Origin of the sequence: Clostridium chromiireducens (genome assembly GCF_002029255.1) — a bacterium.
Classification (GTDB): Bacteria; Bacillota; Clostridia; order Clostridiales; family Clostridiaceae; genus Clostridium; species Clostridium chromiireducens.
On record NZ_MZGT01000027.1, the window covers coordinates 12154 to 32425 of the forward strand.

A 20272-nucleotide genomic window follows, 5' to 3' on the forward strand; every position below is an offset into this window, starting at 1 on the left:
CACCTCTTTGCTTTCGTGTATTAAAATCTTATAATCATTATACATATAATTTTAAAATATGGCTATATATTGTTTTCACTAACTTTTTCATTAGCTTTTACCAATATAACATCAGTGCCTATTTTAACTATATCTTTCCATAAGATTTCTTTTTCATCATCTTTAGCAAACCATGATTTTATTTCTCCAGGTAATATTAAAGCAACAATCTTATTATCTTCACTACTTATTTTAAAGTCTTTGATAAATCCTATTTTTGTTCCTGTTAATATATCTATTACCTCCATATTTCTCATAGCATTCAGTGAATGTAGTTCCAATTCCATAATTATCCCCCACAATTACAATATTATTAATCTCTTCTATACATGCTTCCTCATATGTTTTAAAGCTGTCTTTTCTAATCTTGAGACTTGCGCTTGCGAAATCCCAATTTCATCTGCAACTTCCATCTGAGTTCTACCATTAAAGAACCTTAAATTTAATATTAGTTTTTCTCTATCTGTGAGTTTTTTCATTGCTTCTTTTATGGAAATATTCTCAAGCCAATGTTCATCTGTATTCTTAGCATCACTTATTTGATCCATTACATATATTGCATCTCCTCCATCATGGTAAATTGGTTCAAATAATGATACCGGATCTTGTATCGCATCTAATGCAAACACTACTTCTTCTCTTGGTAATTCAAGTTCCTTTGCGATTTGTGAGATTGTTGGTTCTTTATTATTATCCTTTATAAATTTTTCTCTCATTATTAAAGCTTTATAAGCAATATCTCTTAACGATCTGCTTACCCTAATAGAATTATTATCTCTTAGGTATCTTCTAATTTCTCCAATTATCATCGGAACTGCATAAGTTGAAAATTTAACGTTCTGCGATAAATCAAAGTTATCTATTGATTTCATCAATCCAATACAGCCAACTTGAAATAAATCGTCTATATTTTCTCCTCTATTGTTAAACCTTTGAATAACACTAAGTACTAATCTCAAATTTCCCTTTATAAAAGTTTCTCTTGCACTTTTATCTCCATCTTTCATCTGCAGAAAAAGTTGTTTCTTTTCTTTCTCTTTTAGTATCGGGAGTTTTGAAGTATTAACGCCACATATTTCTACTTTGTTAATTATCACAAGTATTCACCCCTTCGAAAGTAATAATCCATTGCATTAAACATTATCTCCGATAGGCAATACTTTTATACTTGAAGACAAGCTAAATCATTCTACTAATTTCTTTTTTCAATCTCTTAATTATTTTTTTTTCTAGTCTTGATATATATGATTGAGAAATTCCAAGCATATCAGCTACTTCTTTTTGAGTCTTTTCTCTTGTCCCATTCAACCCAAATCTAAGCCTTACAATTTCTTTTTCTCTATCATTCAAACTCTTTAATGCCATAATTAATAATTGTTTATCAACTTCATCTTCAATCAAATTATATACAGTATCGTTTTCAGTTCCTAATATATCCGATAGTAGAAGTTCATTTCCATCCCAATCAATATTTAGCGGTTCATAAAATGAAATTTCAGCCTTTATTTTACTATTTCTTCGTAGATACATTAATATTTCATTTTCTATGCATCTAGATGCATAAGTTGCAAGTTTTATCTTTTTTTCCGGATTAAAAGTATTCACCGCTTTAATTAATCCTATAGTACCTACTGATATCAGGTCTTCAACATTTACTCCTGTATTCTCAAACTTTCTTGCGATATAAACAACTAGTCTTAAATTCCTTTCGATTAAAATACTTCTTATATTCTCATCGCCATCATTTAATTTATTTACTAGATCTTCTTCTTCATCCTTTGATAATGGCGGTGGCAATGCATCGTTGCCTCCAACATAATATAGTTTTTTTCTAAACAACCTAAATTTACAAACCAATTTATTAAACAGCAGAATTAACTTTTCCATAAACATCCCCCTCACACACTACTCCCCTTGATAATAAAGCGTTGAATTCATCTTCTTTACTCAACCGCTCCTTACATGGACATATTATCGCATCGATTTTTTCAAGTAAATAATTTTTATTTTTTATTTTTATATTATTAACTCTGATACCTTTAAGACTACCGCCATACCCTATGGAACTATAAAGTATATTATATGTATTTTTATCGTTAAAGTTCAGATGATTTATTAGATTTTCTTCAATTAGAATACATGGAAGATTTGTGATGGGTTCCCTTAATTCATTTCCAGTATCTAAAAAACTTCTAAATTTACAATGCTGGCCCTGCACTTCAAATTCAATTTCAAAAATATATTCATTTGTGAATATTTTGTCTTTTATATGATCTATAAGTCTACTAAAAATAATATATATTATCATGATTCCTAGCATAATATATTTTACGGAGTACTTTTCTATTTTAAATGTACTTCCAATCAAATATATGTTTTGCCTTAAAGAAAACAAAAAACAAATTCCACTTAACGCACAAGTTATTAGTAAAAAAACAAGTAATAATTTAATCATATTAAGGATGCTTGTCTTTCCATACACCATTCTAAGCATTATTATAGCTACTAATAATTCGCAAGGTAACGATGCTATTATATTAAGTTTTGGAATTATCAAGACTAAACTATATACACCACCGATAAAACCTGAAATAACTAAAGAAACCATTTTACATTTATGCCTTATACACTTCATTGTTATACTTAACAAAAAGAAGTTAACTATAAAATTTTCAAAAATAAAAACATCAGCATAAATTTCCATTGTAACTCCTCCAGTCTTTCTGGATTTATTATATACTTAATTAGTTTAAAAATTTGTCACAATCACATTAAATAATTTTGTTTTTTTTATTAAACTTTTTACATATATTTACACTTTATTTTTTTGTTTACATTTTATATTTAAAACCATCCTAATGACTTAAAATATATTCTTCTATATTACATAAATCACCAGAAACTTGAACGAAATATTCATTACGCTCTTTTATTCATAATTTAGACGCAAAAAAATAGAATGTAACTTTGAAATAGTCTAAAAATTTACTTACAGCTCCTGCAATAAACTTAAGTAACATAACTGTACAATAAATACAATCATTTATACTTAAATAATATTAAGAAACTTTTTTTGCAAATTTCTAGTATCTAAAACAAAATTTCATTCTATTTAAATTTACTATTTTAAAACAATACAATAATATCTATATGTTAATGTCTTTTTTGTCTTCTCAAGAAAACTGGAATATCCAAATCATCAGCTTCATAACTATTAGAGCTTATTTCTGGTTCTTTTACATCAACAGCAACTTCTGGTTCTCTCTTTATTGGTTCTTGTACTTGAACCTTTTTAGGCTCTTCTATAATTTGATTCATTCCTATTCTATTATTTTCACTTTCAAATCCTGTCGCAATAACTGTAATTCTTATTTCTTCAGTAAGTGTCTCATCAATTACTGCTCCAACAATTATATTTGCATCTGGGTCAACTGCTTCACGAACAACATCTGCAGCATCATATACTTCTAACGCACCAAGGTCCGCACCACCAGTAAAGTTTATAATAACATCTGTTGCTCCATCTATTGATGTCTCTAAAAGAGGAGAAGATATCGCTTGCTTAACTGCATCTTGAGTTCTGTTATCACCTTTACCAAATCCAACGCCCATATGAGCTAATCCCTTATTAAGCATTACTGCTTTTATATCAGCAAAGTCAGCATTAATTACCCCTGTTATTGTAATTAAGTCAGAAATTGCTTGAACACCTTGTCTTAAAACTTCATCAGCTAGTTTAAACGAGTCCAGCAATGTTGTTTTCTTATCTGCCATGTTTAGTAATCTTTCATTAGGAATAATTACTAATGTGTCAACTTTTTCTTTTAATGTTGCTATTCCCATTTCAGCGTGTCTCATTCTTCTTTTTCCTTCAAACGGAAATGGTTTAGTTACTACTCCAACAGTTAGTATATCCATGGATTTAGCTATTTCGGCAACAATTGGAGCCGCACCAGTACCTGTTCCTCCGCCCATTCCAGCAGTAATAAACACCATATTTGCACCTTTAATTGATGCTGTTATTTCTTCTCTACTTTCTTCAGCAGCTTTCTTCCCTATTTCAGGATTTGCTCCAGCTCCTAAACCTTTTGTTAACTTTTCCCCTATTTGAATTTTTTGATTTGCATTAGAAAGCATTAATGCTTGCTTATCTGTATTTATTGCAATAAATTCAACATTTTTTAATCCTTCAACGATCATTCTATTTACGGCATTGCTTCCACCGCCACCACAACCAATTACCTTAATATTGGTTAATTCTTGCATATCTGTCTCAAAATCTAACAAAACAATTCCTCCCCTTAAAAAATCTTACCAAAAAAAACTTTAATTTTTTTTAAAATATGATTTTCAACTTCAATATTGTGTAAACATTCTTTTTCATTAATTTTATCATTACTTTTATTAGTTGGAACTATGATAGCATCCTCTAATAAATTTAATCTATCATATACTTCCTTGGCTATAGCTAGAGAAGTTATATTTTCTGGATTTTTTATTCCTAAATCTTTTTTTCTTACAACTTGGGTTTTTATCTTAAAAATTTTACGAATAATTTCGCCTATATCTTCAAAATAGTTTATACCATCCCCATATAGAATTATACTACAAATTCTATCATAATGACCAGTATTTTTTAATTTCATATTAATATGACTTAATATTTCTTCTATCCTCGCATTTACTACTTCATAAAACAATTTTCTGGATACTTTAATAGTTCCTATTTCAGTTTCATCCGGAAGAGAATCATCTATATACAAAGATTTGTAATTACTCGAATAAATTTTTTTTATATTATCGGCTTCTAAAAAAGAAAATTCTCCACAAATAGCCAGATCATTGGTAATATTATTTCCTCCTACTGGTATACTACTTACACTTTTAGGGATTCCATTATTAAACACTGCCATTTCAGTAATTCCAGCACCAATATCCACTAGCGCAATATACTCCATAGAATTTTTTTCACTTAAAAATATTTGTTTACCAGCTAATATATTTAGCTTAATAGAATCTATATTATATTTTGTATCCTTAAAAATTTCATAGTATCTTTGAATCTCTTTTTTTTCTGCAATTACTAAAGTGAGGTTAATCTCCAGTCTTTTCCCTTTCCAATTAAGTATATCTTTATGTATCACCTTGCCATCTAGTATATAAAAATTTATTAAAATATCCACTATAGATTCATCATTACTTATAGTAATACTATTTTGAGCCTTTTTTAATGCTTTTATTATATCATGGCTCTTTACCTTATCCTCATCTAATTCAACAATAACTGTTGTCTCTGTTATTCTTACTTTATTTGAAGATATTCCAATTGCTATTCCTTTAACGTTCTTACCTGTCTTTATCTCTAATTCACTTAATAAATTTAAAACATTGGCTTTACATTTTTCACTATCTATCAGCATTCCTTTTTCTATACCTATTGATTTACAAGATTTAACTGCTAAAATATCTAAATTTTCTTTTCCTCTCACTGCTATAGTTGCAGAGAATTTCTTACTGCCAAAGTCTATGGATGTAATTATATCTTGCTGCATAATTAAGCCTTTCCCTTCTTTAGTAGAAAGAATCTACTAATTGCAATATATTCAACATATTTACTAAAATTCCTCTTTTATTTATGTAGTTTTTTTGATTTTTTGCTTATTATTCCCTATTTATTTCTTCTATTGCTCTCTCAAGACATAGTATCACTAATACTCTTCCATAAAAACAGGGTGCTATATTAAAAATAGCACCCTTCGTCTAAGTATGTCAATATTTCTTTATATGAATAAAATATTTCTATCTTTATCACTATCACTTCTCAAAAATTACTTTTTTATTATATAAAAAAATTCTTGATATAATGAATGTTTATTAGTTTCTTGTAAATAACTCCTTCTTTAATTTTTTCAATGCTTTCTTTTCTATTCTTGATACATACGAACGGGAAATACCTAAATTTACTGCAATTTCACGCTGCGTCTTACACTTTCCATCTATCAGCCCATATCTCATTATCAAAATAGCACTCTCTCTCTTAGTTAATGATTCTATCAATTTTTTATATAAAGCTTTAACTTGTAAATTACTCTCAACCTTTTCTAAAACGCAATCTTTTTCACTGCTTAATATATCCATTAAACAAAATTCATTACCCTCTTTATCAACTCCAATTGGATCTTGAAGATAAATTTCACTTTTTTGCTTTTTATTATTTCTAAAGAGCATTAGAATTTCATTTTCAATACATCTTGATGCATAAGTAGCAAGTCTAGTACCTTTACTAGAATCAAACGAATCGATAGCTTTTATTAACCCAACTGTACCAATGGATATTAGTTCATCTACATCCTTATTAGGAAATGAATATTTTTTTACTATATGAGCAACTAATCTTAGGTTTCTTTCAATAAGGATACTTTTTGCTGCCTTATCTCCTTCTTTAAATTTTTTCAAATACATTTGTTCTTCGCTTTCATCTAATGGTAGAGGGAATGTGTTACTGTTTGTCACATATCCTGTCAATAGAAACGAATTTAGAAACAAATCTATAAAGCTATTTAATATAAACACCTTTTTCCTCCATAGCAGTGCTTGATATTATAATATGTTTATATTTAATAAAAGTTGCTTATACTTCTTTATTTTTTTTCGCATACTTATAAACTCATCATAAAAGTCATTTATATTAAATTATTGCCTATCAATCTCTCATATTTAATTTTTTAACTATATCTTTAAATATTGGTGCCGCTGTATCTCCTCCGCCTAAGTCTTCGTTGTCAGTTCCATTTAAAGATGGTATATCTGGAGTGAATACTACCATTGTATAATTCTTATCACCTACACTAAAGAATCCCGCAAACCAACCATGTGTCTGACCATCGCTGCCAGTTGAAGTACCAGTTTTACCTCCTATATCCAAGTCACCAACATATGCCTTTATACCCGTACCCTTTATAACCACTTGCCTCATAGCATTTTTAATTAATTTAGCAGTTGTCTGACTATATACTCTTTTCTGATCAGTTTTAAATTCCTTTACAGCGTTATCGTCCTTATCTAATATGCCTTCAACTATATATGGTTTTTCATACACTCCGTTATTAGTTATAGCATTTATTGCTCCCAACATCTGTACTGGCGTTACATTCATACATTGTCCTATAGATATATTGTTTATCCCTAACTCTTCACTAGGTTTTACTCCCTTAGCTTCATTTACTATTCCACTATTTAAATTTAAAACTCTATCATATAAACCTAATGATTTTGAATACTCCATTAGTTTTTCATATCCGACTTTAGATCCTATTTCCGCAAATATATCATTACAGGATTTCTCAAATGCTTCTTCCACTGTTAATTTACCATATACCTTTTTATCTATTTTCCCAGATCCTATAAAAGTATCATTGATATTTATTAACCCCATATCTAAGGCTGATCCAAGAGTTATTATTTTATAAATAGATCCTGGCTCGTATCCTATTTGTTGAATTCCTAGATTTATATTAGCAGCACTTTCATCTTTTTGAACCATAGCTCTGATTCTACCTGTGTCGCTTTCCATTATACTCACACCTATATTCCCCAAATATGAATACTGTTCGTTACCCAAAATTTCTCTTACTTTATTCTCCATATCACTATCTATTGTTAATTTTAAATTTCTATTACTATCGCTTACACTTACTGATTGTTTTGCATATACTGCCCTATTATCCAAATAAAATTCACTTTTAGGTTTTTCATTATCCTTTAAATAACCGTACAATTGACTTTGGAGTGATCCTTCTTCATTACCTTCATCTAATATTTTTGATAACATACTGCTAACACTCCATGCCTTTTTAGTGTCAATTTTATCTGCAATATAAGTATATATTCCTTTTATATTTTTCAAATTATTTATTTTATTATATGTATCTTCAGAAATATTAAAATATATTTTTCCACTTTGCTTCATTATATCCGTATAATTAAAATCAGGATTTTCAGACTTCATAATAAAATTTAAAGCCATTAAGTCTTCTAGTGTTTCTTCATAATTATTCAAACTGAATGGTCTTGTATCAATTACTAGTACATATTTTTTATCATATTTCATCAAATCTTTTCCATTTGTATCTAAAATCATATAATTCATGTCACTTATATTTTCTTCTTGATGGTTCTGATAGGATCCTAAGACTCTTTCAGACGGATATATTTGTAATAAATACAAACGTGTTGTTAAAATCACTATAATAGTAATAAATAAAGATAAAACTTGCACTAACCTTTTATCTCTATAAAATTTTTCAGTAAAAATATAAAACACCTCCCTACGCTTAAATTCTAGCCTTAAAGGAGGTGTTTTATTCAACTTTATTCTTTATCTTTAACTATTAAATCTTTAACCTTTAGAGGAATATCAACTCTAACTTTATACAGCATTTTTGCTCTAGGTGCCGATTCAATTGGAGTTCCATTTTCTTCTGTCATGTCGTGGAGAACAATTTCAAAATTATCTCCTTCTGGTCTTAATATTTCTACTGTATCTCCATTTAATACTTTGTTTTTTTGCTCAATAGTCGCAATTTTAGTTTCTTCATCGTATTCTCTTACTATTCCGATTATATCTGCATTTCTAATATAAGCTGAATCTTCATAAACCTGTTCAGCAGTTTGCCCATAGTAAAAACCTGTATGGTATTGCCTATGACTAACTTTGAATAAATTTTCCATCCATTTTGGATCAAATTTATAATTATCAGGATCTTTCATATATGCATCTACTGCCTGCCTATATGATTTTACTACAGCCGCAACATAGTATACGCTTTTCATTCGTCCTTCAATTTTAAGAGAATATACTCCTGCTTTAATCACATCATCTATATGTTCAATCATACATAAATCTTTTGAGTTCATTATGTATGTTCCCTTTTCATCTTCATATACAGGGTAAAACTCATTCGGTCTTTTTTCTTCAACTAAATGATATTTAAACCTACATGCCTGCGCACAAGCACCTCTATTAGCATCTCTTCCAACCATATAATTTGAGATCAAGCATCTTCCTGAGTAACTTATACACATTGAGCCATGAACGAATGCTTCAATTTCACATTCTTCAGGTAAATTGTCTCTCATTGTTTTTATCTCAGTTAAGCTAAGCTCTCTAGCCATTACTATTCTCTTAACGCCTTGATCGTACCAAAATTTAGCCGCTCTCCAGTTAACATTATTAGCTTGAGTGCTTAAATGAATTTCTAAATTTGGCGCAACTTCTCTAGCTGTTGCAATTATTGCTGGATCTGATGCTATTATTGCATCAACACCTGTATCGTACAATTCTTTTATATAATCTTCAACGCCTGTTAAATCCTCATTATGAGGAAAAACGTTCATTGTTACATAAACTTTTCTATCTCTATCATGAGCATATTGTACACCTTCTTTTAATTGCTCATTTGTAAAATTATCAGCAAATGCTCTTAAGTTTAATTTGCTTCCTCCAAGGTATACAGCATCTGCTCCAAAATCTATTGCTATTTTTAGTTTGTCTAGATTTCCTGCTGGTGCTAAAATTTCTGGTCTTATCATTTAAATTTACCTCCTCTTAGTAACTGCAATTCCATCTCCCATAGGTATGACAGACGTAATTAAGTTTTCATCTTGAGTAACTAATTCCAAATAAGTCCTCATTCTTTTTACTATTGTTATTTTTCTTCTTTTTACTAATTCTTGAGATGCTACCATCCCTCTAAATAATACATTATCAGCTATTATTATACCATCATTTTTTAATAATCTTAAACAATGAGGTAAAAAATGATTATAATGGCCTTTACCTGCATCCATAAAAATCAAATCAAAAGGTTCCTCTAATCTTTCTAAAACTTCTAGGCAATCTCCCTCTTCAATTTTTATTTTATGACTTAATTCGAACTTTTCCAAATTAGAATTCGCCAATTCTATCATATTCTTATCACGTTCTATTGTAATTATTTCTGGCTCTGTTCCTGAAGATTGATACATCAATATAGAAGAAAATCCTATTGCTGTTCCAAGTTCTAATATTCTTTTAGGCTTTTTCATACTAGTCATAAATTCAAGAAAAACTCCAGTTTCTTTTTGAACAATAGGTACATGGTTTTCTCTTGCAAAATCCTCTATCTCTTTTAAAATACCATTTCTATCAGGGATTAATCCTCTAATATATTCCTCCATATAGTCATATGTAATTTCACTCATAAATTTCCTCCACGATTCTAATATCCTAACTCTTTTTTCTTCTTTAAAAATTCATCATAGTTATTAGTAAAGTAATGTGATCCATCTACCTGCAGTATATAATATAAATAGTCTGTCTTTTCAGGTATTAATGCTGCCTTTATGCATTCTATTCCCGGATTTGATATAGGCCCAATCGGCAGTCCATTATATTTATATATATTATAAGGTGAATCTATTTCTAAATGCTTGTTCAATACAACATCTACATGATATCCTAATGCATAGATTACTGCAGCATCTATTTGAAGTTTCATGTTCTTTTCCAGTCTATTATAAATGACTGATGAAATTAAAGGTCTGTCTTTAGGAATTCTAGCCTCTTTTTCGATTATTGATGCTACTGTCACTATCTTTTCTATATCTTCATTTTTAATATCAATCTTATTTTCATCTTTTACTCGGTTTAAAACATCTTCAAATCTATCAATCATAAGTTTGATTATAGTATCCGCATCAGAACTTTTTTCAATTAAATATGTATCCGGGTATAAAAATCCTTCAAGATTATATCTTTTTTTCTTATCAGCCTTTATGTAGCTAGGTAATTCATAATTATTAACTGCCTTTAAAAATTCCTCTTTTGTACAAATGCCTTTTTCTTCTACAGTTTTAGCGATATCTTCAACTGAATACCCTTCTGGTATAGTTAGCTTTACCAAATCCATATCTCCGGCTTTATTTTCCAATGAATTTATCAAATTTTCTAATGTTGTATTAGTATCTATTTCGTATATACCTTCCACTAATTCTATATTCCTTTTATCAATAGCTAAATTTAATTTAATAAGAAACTTATTATTTAATTTGTTAGCTTTATCTAGGTCATTTAAAACTTCGTAAAATCCTTCACCTTGATTTATTTCAATAATAATTTTACTTTCATTAGATTTAAGTGGATTTTCTATAACTTTATTATAAAATATTACAAATAGCACCGATATTGAGAATAAAAAAAATATAAACAGTAACATTAGTTTTCTAAAAGGCTTATATTTATTCATAAACTTTCTCCTAGATATAATTAAAAGTAAACAGCCAAATAAAGACCATTTACTTTAATTATATTTATTTTATTCAATATTTAAAGTGTTTTCAGCAAAATTATTTTTTACTTCTGCTAATCATTCTTCTTCTTTCAGCACTATCTAAAATTCTTTTTCTCATTCTTATATTTTTTGGTGTAACTTCTACTAATTCATCAGCATTTATGAATTCTAAACATTGTTCAAGAGACATTTCAACTGGTGGAGTTAATTTTAATGCATCGTCAGCACCTGATGATCTTGTATTAGTAAGCTTCTTCATTTTACATACATTAATTTCAAGATCCTCTGCTCTTGCAGAAACCCCAACAATCATACCACCATATACTGGAACACCAGCACCTATGAATAATTGACCTCTTTCTTGAGCACTATATAATCCATATGCTATTGAATCTCCTGCTTCAAATGAAACTATTGATCCTCTGCTTCTTCCTGGAATTTCACCTTTGAATTTTTCATATGAATGGAATACGTGATTCATAATTCCATTACCCTTTGTATCAGTCATTAATTCACTTCTGAATCCAATAAGACCTCTAGCTGGAATTGTGAATTCTAATCTTGTGTATCCATTTACTGCAGATGTCATATTAACCATTTCAGCTTTTCTAGGTCCTAACTTTTCCATAACTGGTCCCATAAATTCTTCTGGAACGTCAATTGTTAAGTACTCAATTGGTTCTTCCTTGTGGCCATTTACGTCTCTAAATATAACATTTGCTTTTGAAACTTGGAATTCATATCCTTCTCTTCTCATTGTTTCAATAAGAACTGAAAGATGAAGTTCTCCTCTTCCTGAAACTTCAAAACAATCTGGAGTAAGTTCGTTTACTCTTAAACTTACATTTGTTTCAAGTTCTCTCATTAATCTATCTCTTAAATGTCTTGATGTTACAAAATCACCTTCTTGACCTGCAAATGGTGAATCATTAACCATGAAGTTCATGTTTAATGTTGGTTCATCTATTTCTAAAAATGGTAATGCTTCTGGTGATGAAGAATCCGCTATAGTATCACCTATGTTAGCATCAACGACACCACTTACTGCAACTATATCTCCCATTGAAGCTTCTTCTGCTTCTTCTCTTTTTAATCCTTTGTATGTAAATATACTAGTTATTTTGTAATTAGCATTTGATCCATCGTTCTTTAATAAAGTAACAGTTTGATTTCTCTTTACTGTACCTCTATGTATCTTACCAATTGCAATTTTACCAACAAACGCATTTGAATCTAATGTACTTACTAACATTTGAAGTGGTTCATCTATATATCCTTCTGGTGGTGCAACATATTTTAATATCGTATCAAATATAGGAGTCATATCAGAATTTGTATCATCTACATTATATTTTGCAAAGCCTTCTCTAGCTGATGCATAAATAATTTGGAAGTCTAATTGTTCGTCATTAGCTCCAAGTTCTACAAACAGGTCAAATACTTCATCAATAACATCAGTTGGTCTAGCATTTGGTTTATCTATTTTGTTAATTATAACTATTGGTCTAAGTCCTAGTTCTAATGATTTCTTTAAAACGAATTTAGTTTGTGGCATTGGTCCTTCATAAGAATCAACAACAAGTAATACTGAGTCAACCATCTTAAGTACACGTTCAACTTCTCCACCGAAGTCAGCATGTCCTGGTGTATCTACTATGTTTATTTTTATGTCATTGTAAATTACTGCAGTATTCTTTGAAAGAATTGTAATTCCTCTTTCTTTTTCTAAGTCATTAGAATCCATTACTCTTTCTTCTAGTTTTTCATTTGCTCTAAATGTGTGACTTTGTCTAAGAAGTGCATCTACTAGAGTTGTCTTACCATGGTCAACGTGGGCTATTATAGCAATATTTCTTATATCTTCTCTTTTATTTAATTCCATTCTTATTCCTCCAAACAGTAATCAAACTGCATTTTTTTTCTTTTCTATTAGTTTATTTATAGTATTCATTTAACTAGGTCGAAGTTCATATATATATTGTACGTAATTTTTTAATTAACTATTATACAAAATTATATTATTAATAAACAAGTTCATTTAAACTACTTATTGTGTCGATGTAAACCTATAACTGTTTTTTTCCAAAAGAAAATTGGATACTTAAAGTATCCAATTTCCTACACAACTAGTTTAAATTCTACTCTTTTCTTCAAAAAAAGTCAACCCTATTACAAGTAATAATAAACTAATTCATTATAGATCCTGTTAATATAAACAATTTATATCTTAAATCATTTATTTCACAAGCATCCTAAAATTCCATAATTATTGGTAGTATCATAGGTTTTCTCTTAGTTTTTTCATAGAGATATTCTCTTAATTCATCTCTCATTTTTGACTTCAATGTAGCCCAATCAGTAATTTGTCTTTCTTCACAGTTTCTTAATACAGATTTAACTATCACTCTAGCTTCATCCATAAGACCCTCTGATTCTCTTACATATACAAATCCCCTTGAAATTATATCTGGCCCAGATACAACTCTGCCAGTTTGTTTTTCTATTGTCACTACAATTGTTAAAATTCCGTCTTGTGAAAGATGCTTTCTATCTCTTAGAACTATATTTCCAACATCTCCAACTCCAAGACCGTCAACAAATACCTGTCCGGAAACAACAGTACCAGTTTTTTTAATTTGGTTTCTTGCAACTTCAATTACATCTCCATTTTCAGGTATTAATAAATTCTTCTCTGGTAGACCAACTTCCATTGCTAACTCACCGTGTTTCTTCAGATGCCTATATTCACCATGAACTGGTATAAAGAATCTCGGTTTAACTAACGCTTGCATTAGTTTTAATTCTTCTTGACAAGCATGCCCCGATACATGAATCTTTTCTATTGAATCATATATTACTTGAGCACCCTTCTTAAATAATTGATTTATTACCTTTGAAACAAATTTCTCATTCCCTGGAATTGGTGTTGCTGAAATAATAACTGTATCTCCTGGAACAACATTTATTTTTCTATGTTCTGACGCTGCCATTCTTGCAAGTGCAGACATCGGTTCTCCCTGACTACCAGTCGTTATTACCACAATTTTTTCATTAGGATATTTTGAAATCTGATCTACTGGAATAAGTACGTCTTTTCCAACTGTAAGATATCCAAGTTCTATCGCTACTTGAACAATATTCTCCATACTTCTTCCTGATACCGCTACTTTCTTCTCATAAGCTTCTGCAGCTGTAATTATTTGTTGGATTCTATGAACATTAGATGCAAAAGTTGCAACTATTAATCTACCTTTTGCTTTACCAAATAAACGCAAGAAAGCCTCTCCAACAATTTTTTCTGTCATAGTATATCCTGGTCGTTCAACATTAGTTGAATCAGCCATCATTACTAATACACCTTTTCTTCCTAATTCAGCCAATCTTCCAAAATCCATCATCTCCCCATCAATAGGAGTATAATCAATTTTAAAATCCCCCGTATGAAGTACAACTCCAAGTGGAGTATGAATCGCGATTGCAACTGAATCTGCAATTGAGTGGTTTGTTTTTATGAATTCCACAGAAACGCTATCTAGTTTAATTATATCTTTTGGCTTTACTCTTATTAGTTCTGTTGAAGCTAACAGACCGTGTTCTTTCAGTTTTGTTTCAACTATACCAAGAGTAAGTTTTGTACCATATACAGGAACATTCAACTGCCTCAACACATATGGCAATGCCCCTATATGGTCCTCATGTCCATGAGTTAAAAATATTCCTTTGATCTTTTCTGCATTTTTCATGAGATATGAAACATCTGGTATTACTATATCTATTCCAAACATATCATCATCAGGAAATTTTAATCCACAGTCTATTACAATAATATCTTCCTTATATTCAATAGCTGTTATATTTTTCCCAATCTCGTTTATACCACCAAGAGGAATAATCTTTATCTTAGCTCTCTCATTTTTCATGCTTCCCCTCCTTCTTCCTATATTAATATATAAACAAAGGTTCTTTTTCCAAACGTTTAAAAGCATGCAATTTATTTAGTTTCATTTTTAATTAGTATTTCTTATACTCTTACCATATAAAAAACTACTTTATATTAAATCTAAAACAAATTTTGCATAAATATTTTATTATAATTTGCTCTCAAATACCCAGAAAACTCCTTTTATTCATCATGTTGTTTTTTTTGACATTCATCACATATTCCATAAAATTTTACACTGTGGTCAAGTATTTTAAACTTGTATTGCTTTTCAATTCCCGACTCTAGTTCCTCTAATAAATCATCTTGAACCTCTAAAACCTTATGGCAATTATTACAAATCAGATGGTGATGTCTATGAGTTTCGTTAGAATGCACTATCTCATATCTACTACAACCATCATTTAAATCTAATCTAGATATAACTCCGAGCTCTTCTAACAAAAGAATAGTTCTATATACAGTTGCCAGCCCAATTTCAGGACAACTTATTTTTACTTTATCATATATTTCTTCTGCTGTTAAATGTTGACCTTCATTATCTATAATTGTATCAACTATGGATCTTCTTTGTGGCGTTAATTTATAACCCTTCTTTTTCAAATCTTCTTTCAAGGCATTCATATCAATCAAATTTGATACATCCATTCATAACACCTCACATTTCATATTTCATTACACTAAGAAAATTCACTCTTATTTGTGTAAATTTAAAATTAACAATTTGTTAAATAAGTAGTCTTATTCTTCACTAATTCCATCTTCATCCATGAGAGTTTCATAAGTTTCTAATACCATTTCGAACTCTTCATCTTCATCTTCTAAAGCTATAAATATCTCACTACCATCTTCATCTTTAAATATCTTGAAAGCATATGCTTCATCAGTTTCTTCAAACGCAGGTGTTGCAATGATATATTGTCCTTTTAACTTTTCTATTTCAAAGTATATAATAACCTCGAATTTAACGTCGTTTCCGTCTTGATCTGGTATATATACATATTTTGCATCTTTATCCATAACTATATCCCTTTCTATCTTTAATTTTTTATATTTCTAAGCATAACAAACTCAACCTATACTATTTCATTTTTTTATATTAAGTATAAATTACTCTTAAGCTATTTTATTATGCACAATTGTAATCAAATCAATTGTAGGCTACCTTGAAATCATATCTAAATATCCTTGCAGGATATAAGTTGACGCCACTTTATCTACTATCTTTTTTCTCTTACTTCTTGACAAATCCGCTTCAAGCATTGCTTTATGTGCTGCTACTGTTGTTAAACGCTCATCCCAAAACTTAATTTCCACCTTAAGTTCTTCCTCTATCAATTTACCAAAAGACATAATAATTTCCCCTGATGGCCCTATTGTTCCATTCATATTTTTCGGTAATCCGACTACTATGGTTTTAACATCATAATCATCACAAAACTTTTTTATTTCTTCTATATCTTTGTTTTTATTAGTTCTTCTAATTGTAGTCAATCCTTGAGCCGTGAACCCTAACGGATCACTTACCGCAACTCCTATAGTCTTACTACCTACATCTAATCCAAGTATTCTCAAATTCTAGCACCTCTCACGGTATATTTAAAATATAATAAGTCAGAATTATAGACTTATTATATTATTTCATACACCTAAAATTAAGAGTGCCCGCATAAACGGGCACTCTCTACTTTATCTCTAAATAAGATTTTATAACCTCTTCTAGTATGTCATCTCTTTCGAGTTTTCTTACTAAAGCTCTTGCTCCGTTGTAATTAGTGATGTAAGTAGGGTCTCCAGAAATCAAATATCCAACTAATTGATTTATAGGATTATATCCTTTTTCCTGTAATGAATTATAAACCTCTGTTAAAATTGTCTTTGTAAGAGCTTCTTTATTCTTACTTAAATCAAATTGCATTGTATGTTCAATATTATTACTCATAAAACTGTTGCTTCTAAAAGCAACTCCACCCCCTTAATCATGTTATAAGGAAATTATATCCACATAAATATATACATTTATATTTATTATTAACTTTATATTTAAATTTTATTCATTAATCTATATTTTGATTATAACCTATAATTTATAAAAAGTATACTACTTTGCTAAAGTTTCCACTATTTTATAAGATGCTTCAATTGCTTCTTGTATTTTTTCTGGTTGCTTTCCACCGGCTTGAGCCATATCTGGTCTTCCGCCTCCGCCTCCACCAAGGATAGCAGAAATTTCTTTTATTAATTTTCCACAATGAGCTCCTTTTGCTACTGCATCCTTATCAGCCATTGCACATATAATAACTTTTCCAGCATTTGCACTCATAAGCAGTACTATGCTATTTTCGCTCTTATCTCTTACTTTTTCACATACATCTCTCAATGTATCGCTATCAACATCTTTCAATTCATATGCGACTACATTAATCCCTTTTACATTTCTTGAACATGATATTATGTCATCTATACCCATTGATGCAAATTTAGATTTTAATGCTGTTATTTCTTTTTCTTTTTCCTTTAGTTCCTTAACTTGTTGTTCAAGTTTTGTTAACAATTCTTTTTCTGAACATTTAAGTTTACTTGAAACTTCTTTTAATAAATCTTTTTTCTCATTTACAAACTTATATGCTTCTTTTCCTATTACAGCTTCTATTCTTCTAGTTCCGGCTGCAATACCGCTTTCTGATAATATTTTAAACAACCCTATTTTTCCTGTGTTATCTATATGAGTTCCACCACATAATTCTTTTGAATATTCTCCTGCACCTACAACTCTAACCTTATCAGCATATTTATCGTCAAATATACCTATTGCACCACTATTCTTTGCTTCTTGAAGATCCATAATTTCTGTTACAACTGGCGTTACACTTGTTATTGCTTCGTTAACTAACTCTTCAACTTTTCTAATTTCATCTTCTGTCATTGCTTCAAAGTGAGAGAAGTCAAATCTAAGTCTATCATTAGTTACAAGTGATCCAGCTTGATGAACATGAGAACCAAGAACTTTAACTAGTGCTCTATCTAATAGATGCGTTGCAGTATGATTTTTCTTAATATCTTCACGTCTAGCTTTATCTACTTCTATAGTTACTTTATCCCCTACTTTAAGTTCCCCTGATAAAACTTCAACAAAATGAACTATCTTACCACCAATATTCTTCTTTGTATCAAGAACATTAGCTTTAAGGCTGTCATTGTATATTGTTCCTTTATCTCCTATTTGACCACCCATTTCAGCATATAGAGGAGTAATATCTGTAACAATTATAGCGCTATTTCCTTCAGTTATTGTATCAGTAAAGTCTTCACCTTCAATTAAAACTTTAACTTCAGCATCTAATATATCATTATCATATCCATCGAATGTAGTTTCAACATCTGCTGGTATATTATCTAAAGTTCCAACATCAGCTCCCATGTAATTAGAAGTTTTTCTTGCACTTCTAGCTCTTTCTCTTTGGATTTTCATTTCTTCATTAAAAGCATCTTCATCTAAAGATAAATCTTCATCTTCTAAAATTTCCTTTGTTAATTCCATAGGGAATCCAAAAGTATCGTATAATTTAAATCCATCTGCACCACTAAGTACTTTTTCATTGTTTTCTTTTAATTCGCTTATAAATCCATTTAATATTTCAGTTCCTGAATCTAAAGTTTCTCTAAATTTATCTTCTTCAATTTTGATTACTTTCTTGATGTATTCTTTTTTATCACTTAATTCTGGATATGCTTCACTTGAATCTCTTATAACAGTTTCACATAGGTTACATAAGAAAGCTTCTTTAATCCCTAATGTCTTTCCATGTCTTGCTGCTCTTCTAAGAAGTCTTCTTAATACATATCCTCTTCCTTCATTAGATGGCATAACATCATCTGAAATCATGAAAGTTATAGATCTTATATGGTCAGTTATTAATCTTAAAGAAATATCTGTCTTTTGATTTTCGCCATATTTAACATTTGCTAAACCTGCAACTTCATTTAATATATTTTCTAAAGTATCTATTTCAAATATACTATTTTTCCCTTGCATTATTACTGCAAGTCTCTCAAGTCCCATTCCTGTATCTATATTAGTATTTGCAAGTTTCTCATAGTTACCTTTTCCATCTCCATCAAATTGAGTGAACACAAGATTCCAAAACTCTATAATCTTATCTTCATCAGCTAATTTAACGAATTCATCTGAATTAGTTGGAATTTCATTTGATCTATTAAAATGAATTTCTGTACAAGGTCCGCAAGGTCCAGCTCCATGTTCCCAGAAATTATCCTCTTTACCTAATCTAAAAATATGTGTTTTATCAACATCTGTTAAAGTAGTCCAATATTCATATGCTTCATCATCATCTAAGTATATTGTTACATATAATTTTTCTTTTGGAAGCTCTAAAACTTCTGTGATGAATTCCCATGCCCATGGAATTATTTCTTTCTTAAAATAATCTGCAAAAGAGAAATTTCCTAGCATTTCGAAAAACGTACCATGTCTGCTTGTAATACCTACATTTTCAATATCACCTGTTCTAATACATTTTTGACAAGTTGTGATTCTCTTTTTTGGCGGCTCTTGTAACCCTGTAAAATAAGGCTTCAATGGTGCCATTCCAGCGTTTATTAATAATAAACTCTTATCATTCTTTGGAACCAAAGAAAAACTATCTAATCTCAAATGGTCTTTACTTTCAAAAAATTTCAAATATGCTTCTCTTAAATCATTAGTCTTCGTTATCTTCATTTTTTATTCCTCCACGTATTATTTATGTATTTTAAATTATATTCTATTTTTTACCAAACACAAAAAAGCTCTCCCCTAGAAATAGGGACGAAAGCTTAAATTCCGCGGTACCACCCTAATTGCGTACGAATTTCATACACCACTTAGTAATCAATAAGCTCCTAGGCAGCTTCAAGATATACAGCCATAAAGTTTTCACCAACCACTTTTTCTCTAAAATAG

At 29.8% G+C, this 20272-nt stretch carries 18 protein-coding genes and 1 other annotated feature (1 of these 19 cut by a window edge); all 18 genes read right to left on the bottom strand.

Going from position 1 to position 20272, the window contains the following annotated elements; genetic code table 11:
- Nucleotides 1–62 precede the first annotated feature (62 nt).
- On the bottom strand, nucleotides 63–326 hold the full coding sequence (locus CLCHR_RS11155; RefSeq protein ID WP_079439880.1) for a YlmC/YmxH family sporulation protein: 264 nt from the start codon (nucleotides 324–326) through the stop codon (nucleotides 63–65).
- A gap of 36 nt (nucleotides 327–362) precedes the next feature.
- The gene (sigG, locus tag CLCHR_RS11160) at nucleotides 363–1136 is read right to left on the bottom strand and encodes an RNA polymerase sporulation sigma factor SigG (protein ID WP_079439881.1); all 774 of its coding nucleotides are present in this window, start codon (nucleotides 1134–1136) and stop codon (nucleotides 363–365) included.
- A gap of 82 nt (nucleotides 1137–1218) precedes the next feature.
- Complete coding sequence (sigE, locus tag CLCHR_RS11165; protein ID WP_079439882.1) at nucleotides 1219–1926, bottom strand: RNA polymerase sporulation sigma factor SigE; 708 nt, start codon at nucleotides 1924–1926, stop codon at nucleotides 1219–1221.
- A complete protein-coding gene (locus CLCHR_RS11170) occupies nucleotides 1901–2743 on the bottom strand; it encodes a sigma-E processing peptidase SpoIIGA (RefSeq protein WP_079439883.1) in 843 nt (280 codons plus the stop codon). Before CLCHR_RS11170 ends, sigE begins: the two co-directional genes overlap by 26 nt.
- Before the next feature lie 449 nt (nucleotides 2744–3192).
- Nucleotides 3193–4326 (bottom strand): cell division protein FtsZ, encoded by a 1134-nt coding sequence (gene ftsZ, locus CLCHR_RS11175; protein WP_079439884.1) that lies wholly within the window; start codon nucleotides 4324–4326, stop codon nucleotides 3193–3195.
- Nucleotides 4327–4340: 14 nt separating this feature from the next.
- Complete coding sequence (locus tag CLCHR_RS11180) at nucleotides 4341–5591, bottom strand: cell division FtsA domain-containing protein (protein ID WP_079439885.1); 1251 nt, start codon at nucleotides 5589–5591, stop codon at nucleotides 4341–4343.
- A gap of 322 nt (nucleotides 5592–5913) precedes the next feature.
- Nucleotides 5914–6612 carry an RNA polymerase sporulation sigma factor SigK gene (gene sigK / locus CLCHR_RS11185; protein ID WP_079439886.1) on the bottom strand — a complete coding sequence of 233 codons (699 nt, stop codon included), beginning with the start codon at nucleotides 6610–6612 and terminating at the stop codon, nucleotides 5914–5916.
- Between the two features lie 130 nt (nucleotides 6613–6742).
- The gene (locus CLCHR_RS11190) at nucleotides 6743–8362 is read right to left on the bottom strand and encodes a penicillin-binding transpeptidase domain-containing protein (RefSeq protein ID WP_079439937.1); all 1620 of its coding nucleotides are present in this window, start codon (nucleotides 8360–8362) and stop codon (nucleotides 6743–6745) included.
- A 47-nt stretch (nucleotides 8363–8409) separates the two neighbouring features.
- On the bottom strand, nucleotides 8410–9630 hold the full coding sequence (locus CLCHR_RS11195; RefSeq protein WP_079439887.1) for a peptidase U32 family protein: 1221 nt from the start codon (nucleotides 9628–9630) through the stop codon (nucleotides 8410–8412).
- A 6-nt stretch (nucleotides 9631–9636) separates the two neighbouring features.
- Nucleotides 9637–10281: an O-methyltransferase gene (locus CLCHR_RS11200; RefSeq protein ID WP_079439888.1), complete on the bottom strand. Its 645-nt coding sequence runs from the start codon at nucleotides 10279–10281 to the stop codon at nucleotides 9637–9639.
- Nucleotides 10282–10298: 17 nt separating this feature from the next.
- Nucleotides 10299–11324, bottom strand: a complete 1026-nt coding sequence (mltG, locus tag CLCHR_RS11205; RefSeq protein WP_079439889.1) for an endolytic transglycosylase MltG — start codon at nucleotides 11322–11324, stop codon at nucleotides 10299–10301.
- Nucleotides 11325–11424: 100 nt separating this feature from the next.
- Nucleotides 11425–13251, bottom strand: coding sequence for a translational GTPase TypA (typA, locus tag CLCHR_RS11210; protein WP_079439890.1), 1827 nt, complete (start codon nucleotides 13249–13251; stop codon nucleotides 11425–11427).
- Between the two features lie 370 nt (nucleotides 13252–13621).
- Nucleotides 13622–15289 carry a ribonuclease J gene (locus CLCHR_RS11215; protein WP_079439891.1) on the bottom strand — a complete coding sequence of 556 codons (1668 nt, stop codon included), beginning with the start codon at nucleotides 15287–15289 and terminating at the stop codon, nucleotides 13622–13624.
- 203 nt (nucleotides 15290–15492) lie between these two features.
- Nucleotides 15493–15957 (bottom strand): Fur family transcriptional regulator, encoded by a 465-nt coding sequence (locus CLCHR_RS11220; RefSeq protein WP_079439892.1) that lies wholly within the window; start codon nucleotides 15955–15957, stop codon nucleotides 15493–15495.
- 93 nt (nucleotides 15958–16050) lie between these two features.
- Nucleotides 16051–16329 (bottom strand): DUF1292 domain-containing protein, encoded by a 279-nt coding sequence (locus CLCHR_RS11225; protein WP_079439893.1) that lies wholly within the window; start codon nucleotides 16327–16329, stop codon nucleotides 16051–16053.
- A 141-nt stretch (nucleotides 16330–16470) separates the two neighbouring features.
- Nucleotides 16471–16884: a Holliday junction resolvase RuvX gene (ruvX, locus tag CLCHR_RS11230; protein WP_079439894.1), complete on the bottom strand. Its 414-nt coding sequence runs from the start codon at nucleotides 16882–16884 to the stop codon at nucleotides 16471–16473.
- 109 nt (nucleotides 16885–16993) lie between these two features.
- Nucleotides 16994–17251, bottom strand: a complete 258-nt coding sequence (locus tag CLCHR_RS11235; RefSeq protein WP_008424959.1) for an IreB family regulatory phosphoprotein — start codon at nucleotides 17249–17251, stop codon at nucleotides 16994–16996.
- Between the two features lie 159 nt (nucleotides 17252–17410).
- Entirely contained in the window at nucleotides 17411–20050 is a 2640-nt protein-coding gene (alaS, locus tag CLCHR_RS11240; RefSeq protein ID WP_079439895.1) for an alanine--tRNA ligase, read from the bottom strand.
- A gap of 80 nt (nucleotides 20051–20130) precedes the next feature.
- Nucleotides 20131–20272: a binding site (T-box leader), on the bottom strand; it runs 37 nt beyond the window's last position.